This window comes from Salipaludibacillus agaradhaerens, assembly GCF_002019735.1.
Classification (GTDB): domain Bacteria; phylum Bacillota; class Bacilli; order Bacillales; family Salisediminibacteriaceae; genus Salipaludibacillus; species Salipaludibacillus agaradhaerens.
In genome coordinates this window covers 715,216-728,197 of record NZ_KV917378.1, presented here as the reverse complement: position 1 = coordinate 728,197, position 12,982 = coordinate 715,216, and the positions used below count along the sequence as shown (strand labels likewise).

At 38.9% G+C, this 12,982-nt stretch carries 10 protein-coding genes; 9 read left to right on the top strand and 1 reads right to left on the bottom strand.

Translation table 11 applies throughout. From position 1 onward, the window contains the following. Positions 1 to 104: 104 nt before the first annotated feature. From dinG to BK581_RS03325, 9 genes are all read left to right on the top strand, one after another. Positions 105 to 2,960: an ATP-dependent DNA helicase DinG gene (dinG, locus tag BK581_RS03365; protein ID WP_169837520.1), complete on the top strand. Its 2,856-nt coding sequence runs from the start codon at positions 105 to 107 to the stop codon at positions 2,958 to 2,960. After that, positions 2,957 to 4,261 (top strand): amidohydrolase, encoded by a 1,305-nt coding sequence (locus tag BK581_RS03360; protein WP_078576836.1) that lies wholly within the window; start codon positions 2,957 to 2,959, stop codon positions 4,259 to 4,261. The genes dinG and BK581_RS03360 overlap by 4 nt, the downstream gene beginning before the upstream one ends. A 76-nt stretch (positions 4,262 to 4,337) precedes the next feature. Further along, positions 4,338 to 4,511 (top strand): YpmA family protein, encoded by a 174-nt coding sequence (locus BK581_RS03355; protein WP_078576835.1) that lies wholly within the window; start codon positions 4,338 to 4,340, stop codon positions 4,509 to 4,511. Between the two features lie 10 nt (positions 4,512 to 4,521). Beyond that, on the top strand, positions 4,522 to 5,094 hold the full coding sequence (locus tag BK581_RS03350) for a cell wall elongation regulator TseB-like domain-containing protein (protein ID WP_078576834.1): 573 nt from the start codon (positions 4,522 to 4,524) through the stop codon (positions 5,092 to 5,094). A 42-nt stretch (positions 5,095 to 5,136) separates the two neighbouring features. Next, positions 5,137 to 6,318, top strand: a complete 1,182-nt coding sequence (locus BK581_RS03345; protein ID WP_078576833.1) for a pyridoxal phosphate-dependent aminotransferase — start codon at positions 5,137 to 5,139, stop codon at positions 6,316 to 6,318. A 206-nt stretch (positions 6,319 to 6,524) separates the two neighbouring features. Further along, entirely contained in the window at positions 6,525 to 7,814 is a 1,290-nt protein-coding gene (asnS, locus tag BK581_RS03340) for an asparagine--tRNA ligase (protein WP_078576832.1), read from the top strand. A gap of 324 nt (positions 7,815 to 8,138) precedes the next feature. Next, positions 8,139 to 8,864, top strand: coding sequence for a DnaD domain-containing protein (locus BK581_RS03335; protein ID WP_245828864.1), 726 nt, complete (start codon positions 8,139 to 8,141; stop codon positions 8,862 to 8,864). A gap of 3 nt (positions 8,865 to 8,867) precedes the next feature. Next, positions 8,868 to 9,533, top strand: a complete 666-nt coding sequence (gene nth, locus BK581_RS03330; RefSeq protein ID WP_078576830.1) for an endonuclease III — start codon at positions 8,868 to 8,870, stop codon at positions 9,531 to 9,533. Further along, a complete protein-coding gene (locus BK581_RS03325; protein ID WP_078576829.1) occupies positions 9,530 to 10,048 on the top strand; it encodes a YpoC family protein in 519 nt (172 codons plus the stop codon). The genes nth and BK581_RS03325 overlap by 4 nt, the downstream gene beginning before the upstream one ends. Before the next feature lie 297 nt (positions 10,049 to 10,345). Here BK581_RS03325 and BK581_RS03320 read toward each other — a convergent pair whose 3' ends face one another. Beyond that, positions 10,346 to 12,946 carry a penicillin-binding protein 1A gene (locus tag BK581_RS03320; protein WP_078576828.1) on the bottom strand — a complete coding sequence of 867 codons (2,601 nt, stop codon included), beginning with the start codon at positions 12,944 to 12,946 and terminating at the stop codon, positions 10,346 to 10,348. Positions 12,947 to 12,982 lie beyond the last annotated feature (36 nt).

The window sequence follows — 12,982 nt, the reverse complement described above, 5'->3', positions numbered from 1 at the left end:
AATGGGTGCTTCGCGGCCTTGTGCATGCTACAATAAGACAGGACATCACATTATATGTATTGAGATGATTAAAATGACCGTCCTTAGAAAGAAGGTAAATGACGATGACGCGTTTTGTTGTTTTAGATGTTGAAACGACAGGGGTTGCTTTTTCAAAGGGCGACCGAATTATTCAATTAGCTTATGCTGTTGTTGAAAATGGGGAAATTACGGACAATTATGCGACCTATCTAAATCCAGATAGGGCTATACCGCCTTTTATAAAAACGTTGACTAACATTACTGATGAACATGTGGTGCACGCCCCGACATTTGATTCAATTGCACCTACACTTTTACAAGCTTTAGAAGGGGCTTATTTCGTGGCTCACAATGTAGAGTTTGATTTAAATTTTATTAATGACGAATTAATACATGCTGGGTATACACCTTTTCAGGGACCTTTATTAGATACAGTAGAGTTAGCCCGCATTGCATTTCCTACAGAAGACAGTTTTCGTTTATCCGAATTATCTGAGCGGTTTGATATGGCTCATACTACACCTCATCGTGCTGATAGTGATGCTAATGCCACTGCCTTATTACTCATGGAGATATTTCAAACGTTTGAAACATTGCCTTTACTCACTTTACAACAGCTTGAGAAATTAACTCCTGCCTTAAAAAGTGATCTAGGTGCGTGGCTTAGTGAGCTTATCGCAAAAAAAACGGGCCACCCTCATTTTACTGAAGAGATTGATACGTATCGAGGGCTAGCTTTTAAAAAACAAAGGCTGATAGACGAAGAAGAGGATGTAGAAACGAGTGAAGTCGTTCCAACAGTTGACACACTTCTCCATCAAACTTTAATGAATGACATGAGTATGGCAGATAAAATGCCTGCTTATGAACTTCGAGAAGGTCAAATTGACATGATACGATTTATAGATAAAGTTTTTAAAGAGGATAGTATTGGACTCATTGAAGCTGGTACAGGTACAGGGAAAACATTGGGCTACCTTATCCCTGCCGCCATTTTTGCGAAAAGGTCAAATGAACAGGTCGTGATTAGCACCGAAACGATACAATTACAAGATCAGCTATTAAAAAATGAACTATCTACGTTAAAAAAAGTGTTACCTTTCTCAATCAAAACTGCTTTGTTAAAAGGACGGGGGCATTATCTCTGCTTGCAAAAGTTTGAAAACCTTTTGCATAAAGATCCAATGCCGTCTTACGATCGAACTTTGTCAAAGGCACAAATTTTAGTTTGGCTTACCATGACAGATTCAGGTGATGTAGAAGAGTTAAATCTTGCTTCAGGCAATACGCGTTTTTGGTATGAAATAGCGAGTGATGCTAAATCATGCGCTAATCCATCGTGTCCATGGTTTACTCGCTGTTATTATCAGCGAGCAAAAAAGAAAGCGAAACAGGCCGATTTAATCATTACAAATCACTCGCTCTTGTTTACTGATATGGTTGCTGATCATCAAGTTATTCCTAAATACGCCACATTAATCGTTGATGAGGCACACCATCTTGAAGAAACGGCCACGAGACAATTAGGTGAAAAACTGGATTATTTAACGATTACCCAAGTGTTAAATGATGTTACTAGCCGTGATAAAGTCGAATGGCTACCTGAGGCCATAATGAAACTTGCACCTGAATATATGCAAGAGAAAGCTGAAAATATCGCACGTGTTTCAACGGATTTTAAGCAAGAATGGAATGATCTCTTTATTCAAATGAACCACTACGTTACACGGGGAACGGCAGGTAAAAATGAAACAGGCCGGTTATCTAAAATCATCGAACTGTCTGACCAAAAATGGCTAAATGTAAGGGAGACAGCTGCCAGATGTGAGCACTTATTTAAGGCGTTATTAATAACGATTCATGACATTATCCAAAAAATAGATGATGCATTTGAGCAAGATGAGGTTCATCCGACAAATGAACAACGAAGAGAGCGCGAATGGTTACATTCAATTTTATATCAAATAGAAAGTCAATATATGGCATTTAATCACTTGATTCTTCAGCCACAAGAGAGTGATGTGTACTGGCTTGAAGTGGAAACGAGAGGACCTAAGCAGTCCATTTCTATTCAAAGCTCACCTATCACTGTAGCTGACCGGCTAGCTGATGATTTCTTTACTCATAAAAAACGAATCATTTTGACATCAGCAACCTTGACCGTTAACAACAAATTTAATTACATGATCCAGCGGCTTGGACTTGAAGATTTTCCAGTAAAAACAAAGCAAGTCGCATCACCTTTTTCTTGGTCAGATCAAGTGGCCTTAATGGTTCCTGAAGACATGCCGCTTATACAAGATGCCGGTGAAGAAGCCTATATCGAAGCAGCTGCTTTACAAATCTATCGAACGGCCCAAGTGACGAAAGGTAAAATGCTCGTTTTATTTACCTCTTATGATATGTTAAAACGCACTTATGCTCATTTGAAAGATATGCTGGACGATTCGTTTATGATTGTTGCTCAAGGCATTCATACAAAGAGTCGCTCAAAATTAACTAAAAACTTCCAACAATTTGAGCAATCGATTTTATTAGGAACGAGTAGCTTTTGGGAAGGTGTCGACATTCCAGGTAGTGATTTAAGTTGTATCTTAATGGCTAGATTACCATTTAGTCCTCCTAACGACCCTGTTTTTAAAAAGCGATCAGATTCATTGAAAGAGCAAGGTGACTCTCCTTTTATGAAACTGGCATTGCCCCAGGCAGTGATAAGGTTTAAGCAAGGGTTTGGTCGTTTAATTAGACGTTCTACTGATAAAGGTGTTGTCATCGTGTTAGATCGGCGACTTGTGACAACACGATATGGGAAATCATTCATAAATTCGCTACCAAAAGAGATTCCTTTTATTCAAGAGTCAATGGATGTATTAGAAGATCATATGACTGACTGGTTTAATGACCTACAAGAAAACGAGAATAGGAGTGAGAATACATGACTCTTATCATCCACTCAGTGACCATTATAACCCTTGAACAACGCGATGATATCTTTCAAGGCTATGTCGTTATTGAAGATCATAAATTTACAAAGGTAGCGAAAGGGAGTCCAACAGAAGAAGAACAACAAACAGCTAGTCGAATCTTAGATGGTAAAGGTAAATGGTTAATGCCTGGGTTAGTTAACACACATGGTCATTTAGGAAGTGCTCTCTTAAGAGGAGCAGGAGATGATATGCCATTAATGACGTGGTTAAAACAAGTCATGTGGCCCAATGAAGCTCAGTTTGACCATGAAACAGTTTTAACTGCTGTACAGGTAGCGATGATGGAAATGATAAAATCAGGAACAACGACTTTTTTAGACATGTATCATTTGCATATGTCAGACATAGCTGAAATCGTCATTGAGAAAAATCTTAGAGCTGTTTTGTGTAGAGGGATGATTGGACAATGTTCCCAAGCCGAACAAGAGAAAAAGCTGGCAGAAAGTACGACTTTTTTTAAAAATTATCACGGAGAAGGAGAAGGACGAGTCTTTATTGCTTTGTCGCCGCATGCCCCTTACACATGTCCTCCTGCCTTTTTAAAACGCGTGGCTGAGACAGCTGGTAAACATCACATGATGATTCATACGCACGTATCAGAGACTCGAAACGAAGTAGATAAGCATGTGAGCGAGTATGGTATTCGGCCAATCCTTCACCTTAAAGAGCTCGGGATATTTGAGCATCCAGTTCTACTAGCTCATGCGGTTCATGTTGACGAGACTGAACTGACAATTATTAAAGAGGCTGAAGCAGCTATATCGCATAATCCCATTAGCAACCTTAAGCTTGGGTCTGGCATTGCGCCATTAAAGCAATTTCATGCGTTAGGTATTACAGTGAGCTTAGGGACTGATTCTACGGCAAGCAATAATAATTTAGATTTATTTGAAGAAATGAGGATGGCTGCATTACTTCATAAAGGGGTCAATGAAGACCCTACAGTCACAAATGCGTTTGATATATTGAAGATGGCAACTTCTCAAGGAGCAACGTCTTTACAGATTGAAAATACAGGTGTTATTGCGCCAGGATATCAAGCAGATTTTATTTTAATTAATCCAGCAACCCCACACCTCACTCCAAATAATGAGGGGACCATCATGTCTCATTTAGTTTACAGCTGTAAAGGTAGTGATGTGACAGATGTTTTCATCAATGGTTCACCTGTTTATGAAAATGAGGAATTACAACTGTTTGATGAGGAGAAGCTTTTATTTAATGCGAATTTATTAGCAAAAAAGTTCATATAGACACAAACATGATCCCTTAATTATGATAAAATTAAAATCATAGGTTTTAAAGGAATGGTACGAGGAGGACAGAAAGATGGGGTTAGCAGGCAACAAACAGTTAGCTTCAGTGGCGGTTGAACGCAGTGATGACCTATATAAAATAGTTAATTCATTGAATCGTACACTTAAAAAGAGAGACCTTATGTTTGGTTTGGCGGTAGATGAGACCAATAATCAAAAGATGATTTTCACAATTTATGAAACGTGAGTGATGATGCATGAAAGCGTGGATAATAGCTATATCGGTGATGGTTGTTATCGGTATAGTAGCCTTCTCTATTTATATTTACAATGTCACAATGGATCCGTTAACGTTAAGGGAGGATCAAGCGGTGGCAATTGCTAGGGAAGAAGTAGACTTAGAAGAAGTAATCGATGTGCAATATTATCACGGGCGCCGTTCTTATCAAGTCATTGATGGGATTAATAGCGCTGGTGAAGAGATATACATATGGGTTGAGGAACTAACGGAAGAAGACGAAGATAAAGACAACCTTGACACTAATAATAGTGATGAAGCATCTGACAATGAGGAAGAAAATGAAAACGAGGAAGAGCGTACACCTACTATTAAAACAAGGTTACACTCTGAAGGTCTAACTAGAGAAGAAGCACTAGAGATTGCGCAATCAGAGCTTGACATAAAAAAAGTAAATTCAGTTAAGCTAGGAATGGCTGGGTCAACTCCCGTCTATGAAATTAGTTACATCGATACGTCTGACCGCCACTCTTTTTACTATATTAGATTTGAAGATGGGACATATATTCGACATTATCAATTTAATCCTTAAAGCGGGTAATACTAAAATTCACGATAGAAGGAGCGATTTCAGATGGAATTCTCACCACGTGTCACATCAATAACACCATCCTCTACATTAGCCATTACTGCAAAAGCAAAGGCATTGAAAGCGGAAGGGCATGATGTCATAGGACTTGGAGCTGGGGAGCCCGATTTCAACACTCCGGCATACATTATTGAAGCCAGTTATCAATCGATGGTTGAGGGTCACACGAAATATACGCCAGCTGCAGGTTTACCTGATCTTAAAAAAGCGATAAGTGAGAAATTTAAAAAAGATCAAGGTATTCAGTATGAAATCGATGAAATTATTGTAACGAGCGGTGCAAAGCACTCACTTTCCTTACTTTTTCAAACCATTTTGTTAGAAAATGAAGAAGTCATCATTCCTTCTCCTTATTGGGTAAGTTATCCAGAACAAGTCAAGATAGCTGGTGGGAAACCAGTTTTTGTTGAAGGTAAAGAGGCGTCTCAGTTTAAAATAACGGTTAATCAATTAAAAGAAGTGGTGACGGAAAAAACGAAAGCATTAATTTTAAATTCTCCTAGTAATCCTACTGGTGTCATGTATGAAGAAGATGAACTTAAAGCAATAGGTGAGTTCTGTTTAGAACATAATATCTTAATTGTTTCTGACGAAATTTATGAGAAACTTATCTATGAAGGGAAGCAGCACGTATCCATTGCTCAGCTATCTGACGCATTAAAGGAGCAGACATTAATTATAAACGGTGTCTCGAAATCTCATTCCATGACGGGATGGCGAATTGGCTATACGGCAGGGAACAAGGAGATTATAAAGCGAATGTCGAACGTAGCTAGTCATACGACGTCTAATCCAGCTGTTATGTCTCAATATGGAGCCATTGCTGCTTATACAGAGGATGATGGTTCAGTTGAAACGATGCGCAAAGCGTTTGAAGAGCGACTAAATACCGTTTATGATAAACTAACAGCTATATCAGGATTTTCTTGCGTAAAACCGCAAGGAGCCTTCTACCTTTTCCCTAATGTAAAAGAAGCTGTAGCAAGTAGTCCATTTAACACGACAGATGAGTGGGTAAAAGCGCTACTTGAAGAAGAAAAAGTGGCAGTAGTTCCAGGGAGTGGATTTGGTGCTCCTGATAATATTAGACTGTCTTATGCTACAAGCCTTGATCAATTCGAAGAGGCACTGAAACGAATTAAGGCATTTGTTGAAAAATACGCTTGATTAACATGAAAGACCATGCTTCTTATATTAGTCATTAAGGTGACGTATTAGACATGCACAACATCCCGCAGGCAACAACATCCCGCAGGCACTTGGTAGTCATCGATCAGGTGCCCTGTCTATGTCATTGACTTCCTTTTTCACTGACAGGTATAATATTAACGGCAACACATGAATGATATGAAGAGACTTTTGGAGGTATCAGTGTGAAAACAACTATTTCAGAAGTAGGGCAGTATGTAGGACAAACTGTCACTATAGGTACGTGGCTAGCAAATAAACGTTCAAGTGGTAAGATTGCTTTTCTTCAACTTCGTGATGGAACTGGTTTTATTCAGGGCGTTCTCGTGAAAGCTGAAGTTGGGGAAGAGGTGTTTAAACAGGCTAAAGAGTTAACTCAAGAAAGCTCTCTGTACGTAACTGGAACGGTGAGAGAAGATGATAGAGCACCATCAGGATTTGAATTAACTGTTGAGAGCTTTGAAGTGATTCATGAAGCAACTGATTATCCAATTACCCCTAAGGAACATGGAACCGAATTTCTCATGGATCACCGCCATCTATGGCTTCGTTCTAAACGACAGCATGCGATTATGAAAATCAGAAACGAGATTATCCGTGCTACATATGAATTCTTCAACGACAATGGGTTTGTTAAAGTAGACCCTCCAATTTTAACTGGGAGTTCAGCAGAAGGAACGACAAACTTATTTCATACGAAATACTTTGATGAAGATGCCTACCTATCTCAAAGTGGCCAGTTATATATGGAAGCTGCTGCTATGGCCCTCGGGAAAGTATTTTCCTTTGGCCCTACATTCCGTGCAGAAAAATCAAAAACACGACGTCATTTAATTGAATTTTGGATGATAGAACCTGAAATGGCGTTTATGGACCATGAGGAAAGTCTAGCATTGCAAGAATCTTACGTTAGCTTTATTGTTCAGTCTGTCCTAGCGAATTGTAAATTAGAGCTAGAGGCACTTGAACGAGACACAAGTAAATTAGAAAATGTTAAAGCACCATTTCCAAGAATCAGTTATGATGAAGCGATTGAATTTTTACAACAAGAAGATTATGACATTAAGTGGGGAGAAGACTTTGGTGCACCTCATGAAACAGCGATTGCAGAAAAGTATGACAAGCCTGTTTTTATTACAAACTATCCGAAAGACATTAAAGCTTTTTACATGAAACCTCATCCTGAGAGAGATGACGTCGTATTATGTGCTGATTTAATTGCACCAGAAGGATACGGGGAAATTATCGGCGGAAGTCAACGAATCGATGATGAAGAGCTTCTTAAACAAAGATATGACGAACATAATTTATCTGAAGATGCCTACAGATGGTATTTAGACCTACGAAAATACGGTTCAGTACCGCATTCAGGATTTGGACTAGGCCTCGAGAGAACAGTTGGATGGATAAGTGGAACAGAACATGTAAGAGAAACGATTCCGTTCCCACGTTTATTAAACCGTTTATATCCATAAAACAAATTATCAATCAGTGGGAAAAGGACGATACCCCACTGATTGTTAGTTGAGTCAATCAGGACATTACCGACCGTTAGCTCACACCTAAATAGATGTAGCTCTCCTGTCTATTTGGAGTAGGGAGCTTTACGAACGGTTATCTGTGATAAACAGGTTAAATAGGTGGTTTAGGACTGAAACGGAAAACGTTGAACCATTTATTATGTTATAATACTCATGGCATTAAAATGATAGTTTGCTGGTGGGGAGTGGTGTTTCAAAAGTGTGATGACCTCTTTTGAAACACCCTCTTATTTTGTTGCTAGACATAGAAGAAAGTAGGTGACACGCTTGGAAAACCAGCATGTTTTTAAATTATTATCTGAACCACCTTTTACATTACCAGGCTTGTTATTTAAATATTACAAACAGCTCGGTTTAACAGATGAGCAATTCTTAATTCTAATTCATATTCGACAATTTCATCAAGAAGGTAATGACTTCCCTACACCTGATAACCTTGTTGAAAGAATGACGATCACCTCAAACGATTGCGCCCATCAATTAAAAGAACTATTATCAAAGCGATTTATAGAAATTGTTGAGTCTAAAGGGACTGACAATAAAATTTCTGAAATGATCTCTATCGCACCCTTGTTCGAGAAGCTTCAAATGCATTTAAATGAACAATCACAACATGAAGTAAAAGAAGATAAACAATTACAAGAAGGTAAACTATTTCAGAGATTTGAAGAGGAGTTTGCAAGGCCTTTATCTCCTATGGAAATGGAGATGATATCTATGTGGTTAGATGATGACGGACATGAACCGTTTATTATTGAAGCCGCACTAAGGGAAGCTGTGGTGTCGTCTAAACTAAACTTTCGTTATATTGATCGTATTTTATTCGACTGGAAAAAGAACGGGGTTAAAACAATCGAACAAGCGAAAAGCCATGGAGAAAATATAAGGAACCATCAATCAAATCGTCAATTTTCTAGATCGTCAGAGACTAAAAGAGAGAAAAAGCATCCAGGGTATAATTGGCTGGAAGGAGGGAGCAACTAACGTATGTTAACTAAGAGTCAAGTAGAATTTGTCTTAAAGACAATGGGTGACATGTTTCCAGAAGCAGAGTGTGAGTTGACACACTCGAACCCATTCGAATTAACGATTGCAGTCGTCCTTTCTGCTCAAGCGACAGATGCATTGGTTAATAAAGTAACACCAGCGCTATTTGAAAAATATAAAACACCTGAAGATTATGCAGAAGTTCCTCTTGAAGAATTAGAAAATGATATTCGTTCCATCGGCCTCTTTAGAAGTAAAGCAAAAAATATTAAAAAGCTTGCGCAGTCATTAATTGAAGACTACAATGGTGAAGTTCCACGAGAGCGAGACGAATTAATTAAATTGGCTGGAGTAGGGAGAAAGACAGCTAATGTCGTGGCATCTGTGGCATTTAACGAACCAGCGATTGCTGTCGACACCCATGTGGAACGTGTAAGCAAACGATTAGGGATCTGTCGCTGGAAAGATTCTGTGTTAGAAGTAGAAAAAACACTCATGAAAAAAGTCCCAAAAGACGAATGGTCGGTTACACATCATAGACTCATTTTCTTTGGTCGTTATCACTGTAAAGCCCAATCACCAAATTGTATGGCCTGTCCGCTCGTGGCGTTGTGTCGTGAAGGGAAAAAGCGACTTAAGAAAAAGGGAATTGTGGTGGGGGAATGACTACTGTAACAGTTCCACAAGTGTTTATTATGAGACCTTTTTATGAGATAAACGATAAAATGATGATCGATGACACATGTGAATTTTTAAAAGATAGCCATGATTCCTCTTATTGGTTCTATGAAGATATTTTAGCGTATTTACAAATTGAAACTTCTGCTACTTCTCCATGGCTGTATCCCGCTACTTCTATTCAAAAGTTTTTAGATAAATGGAACAATAAAGGAGAATTAGATTTGATTAAATGTTTTGAGAAGCGCAATCGTGCAGCTGCAAAACCTCTTATGCAACAGTATACAGCCTCATATTTGCAAATGATGCAATGGGTGAAACAAAAGCCTTTAACGCATTTAGTCGATGATTATAAAGCTCTTACACATGAGTTATATGCGCCTGTTAATCTGTCTGAGCGTCTATCATTTGTCTTTAATTCGATTGATCATTATCATGCCTTTACCACTTTGCGTCAATTGATTGAAGAGTCAGAGAAAAAATGGGCTGTTTATCTCTCATAGTCATTAACAAGTGACTGGAATAGATGTGATGTTACAAAGCATTCCAAAACGATTCATTAGATATATAGATAAACCTTAATTCTCACAAAAAGATTTCCTTACTAGTGATGAATGGCTAATAGGGACAGGCGATGCTATTTTATCTTTTATCATTCAAGTTCAGAAGTTCCGCCGCGTTTTTTACAATGGGGCGTCTTTTTTTATGTATGTGTAAGAATACATCATGATTATCCGAGTCAAAAAGAAGAAAGAGGGGCCAATAGACAGGCACCTCTTTTAAAAGTATTTATTAATGGTTTATCCATTAGATTCGGAGCTAGCAGGAGAGTTTTCTTGCTCTGTTTCATCTTCTGAATTGTCTTCTTCATTGTTTGGATCTTCCTCTTGCTCATCACCATTATCAGAAGAATTATTCTCATCAGATCCATTATCAGGTAAGTTCTCTTCATTTTCATTTTGTTCATTCTCATTTTCATTTTCTTCGTTTAGTTCATTGTCTTCATCTAGTTCTTCTTCGTCTTCTTCCTCTTCCGGGATGGTTATACTTACAGTCGCCGGGTCGCTTGATAAGTCATCGTTATCATCAGCGATAGCCGTCACACGAATAGAATAAGTTTCACCATACTCTGGATTGGATAAAGTATATTGCGTATCATTTGTTATATCTACTAAGGAATAATCACCGCTACCACCTGTTTGAACTTCTAATCTGAAGCTATAATCGTCTTCAGGATAACTCCAATCAATGTTAATAGCATGAGCTTCTTCATCATAAGTGGCTGAAAGGTTTTCAATACCTTGCGCTTCTTCAAATTCTTGAGAAACGTCTGTTGGCTCAGTTCCCCGTACAAAATATTCTCTAATAATTTCACTATCAGGTGTGAAATCACTTGGTAGTTTACCAGTTGCACGTTCAATTGCTACTTCGACAACGGAATCAGGTTGCACAAAATCGGATGTTTCTCGACCTTCATGTGCATAACTCATTACTTCTCGGAAGATATCCCGTGATATTTGGTGTTCGTTATTGTCCATAATAATTTGACCATCAGCCGGTGTATCGTACCCGGTCCATACGCCGGCTGTGAGCTCTGTTGTATAACCGACAAACCAACCGTCCTTTATAGCTGAGCTAGGAATATTATGTCGTTCTCGTTCATCATCATCGAAGTTACTTGAGCCTGTTTTACCAGCTATCGGAAGTCCAGAAATTTGCGCGGCTGTTCCTGTTCCTGATTCTACAACATCTTTTAACATATCTGAGATCATAAAAGCGGTGTAATCTTCCATGACTTGTTCCGGCTCAGGTGTTAAGTCAATGACACGGCCATCAGGGAATTCTACTTTTCGTACTGTGAAAGGCTCATTATACTCACCCCCATTACCGAAAGCAGCATACGCACCTGTCATTTGATATGAAGACACTTCATTCGTACCAAGGGCTGATGATTCATAGATCTCATCAATTGGCAGGCCGAGACTTTGCCCGAAGTCTTGAGCATTATCTAAGCCGACTTCTTGAATAGCTTTAACGGCCGGGACGTTTAACGAGTCTCTGAGCGCTTCTCGCATTGACACAGAGCCACGGAATGTGCGACTAAAGTTACGAACTGGCGTCGATCCATCAGAGTAATAGTATTCCTCATCCACAATTTGATGATAAGTTGACCATTGTAACTCATTAATGGCTGGACCATAATCTAAAATAGGTTTAATGGATGAGCCTGCTTGACGTCGTGGTTTTGTCGCCCAATTCCAAGATAGGACACCTTCAGCTGGTTCACGCATGCCACCAATTGCCCGGACTTCACCGGTCTGTGTTTCCATTAACGTAATACCTGCTTGAAACATTTCATCAGGAAAATTAATGACATCATCCGATTGCATGACATGCTCCACATGCGTTTGTAAGTCAGTATCAAGGTTTGTATAAATTTTTAATCCACCTGTATAAATATCGCTAGCTTCAATGCCTTCGATGTTATCCACTTCTGCGTATACTTGGTTAATGTAAGATAGATATGGGGTCGTTTCACGGTCTTCACTTGGGTTCAGCTGGTCTTCAACTGAGATAGCCATAGCTGCTTCCGCTTCTTCTTCAGTAATCTTATCGTTAGAAAGCATCCGTTGGATAACTGTGTTACGCCGATTTTCAGCTGCCTCTGGATTATCTAACGGATTATGAGCGTTAGGGCGTTGTGGTATACCAGCCAATAAAGCGGCATCCTCAATTGTCAACTCATCTAAATCTTTACTGAAATAGTAATTAGCAGCTTCAACGACGCCATAACGCGAATCAGAGAAATAGATCGCATTTAAATACATTTCAAGTATTTGATCTTTCGTATACTTTTGTTCAAGCTTAATCGCTAAGTATTGCTCTTGCAATTTTCGCGACAACGTTTTATCAAATTCTAAGAATAAGTTTCTAACGACTTGTTGTGTAATTGTACTGGCCCCTTCTGAGCCAAATCCACCTGTAATATTTGCACGGATGGCTCCCCCAACTCGACGGAGGTCCACACCGAAGTGATCATAAAAACGAGCATCTTCTACAGATATAACCGCATCTATTAAGACATCTGGTACGTCGTCAATATTGGCCATACGTCGATTTTCAGCGGCACTAAGTGTGGTGATTAATTCATCGTTCATATCATAAATCTCAGGGATTAAAGCAAGCGTTAATTTATCTTCATCAAGTTCAGGTGCGTTGCTTACAATGGCAACGACTGCAATAGCACCTACTACAAACATGACTAACATCATGACAGCAGTAGCTGTTAGTATCTTTTTAACTAAACCTTTACGAGGTTTACTTTTGCTAGTTGATTTATTTTTCGTTGTTTTATTCGTTTGCGCTTTTCTGCGCTCTTGTCTAGACATTTTATCAGACATGAGTCATCTTCCTTTCAATCTGTGCAAGTCTGAAAA

What these genes read in the sequence shown, in the direction of transcription:
- dinG (WP_169837520.1), top strand. Translation starts at nt 105, where the DNA reads ATGACGCGTTTTGTTGTTTTAGATGTTGAAACGACAGGGGTTGCTTTT.
- BK581_RS03360 (WP_078576836.1), top strand. Translation starts at nt 2,957, where the DNA reads ATGACTCTTATCATCCACTCAGTGACCATTATAACCCTTGAACAACGC.
- BK581_RS03355 (WP_078576835.1), top strand. Translation starts at nt 4,338, where the DNA reads ATGGGGTTAGCAGGCAACAAACAGTTAGCTTCAGTGGCGGTTGAACGC.
- BK581_RS03350 (WP_078576834.1), top strand. Translation starts at nt 4,522, where the DNA reads ATGAAAGCGTGGATAATAGCTATATCGGTGATGGTTGTTATCGGTATA.
- BK581_RS03345 (WP_078576833.1), top strand. Translation starts at nt 5,137, where the DNA reads ATGGAATTCTCACCACGTGTCACATCAATAACACCATCCTCTACATTA.
- nth (WP_078576830.1), top strand. Translation starts at nt 8,868, where the DNA reads ATGTTAACTAAGAGTCAAGTAGAATTTGTCTTAAAGACAATGGGTGAC.
- BK581_RS03325 (WP_078576829.1), top strand. Translation starts at nt 9,530, where the DNA reads ATGACTACTGTAACAGTTCCACAAGTGTTTATTATGAGACCTTTTTAT.
- BK581_RS03320 (WP_078576828.1), bottom strand. Translation starts at nt 12,946, where the DNA reads ATGTCTGATAAAATGTCTAGACAAGAGCGCAGAAAAGCGCAAACGAAT.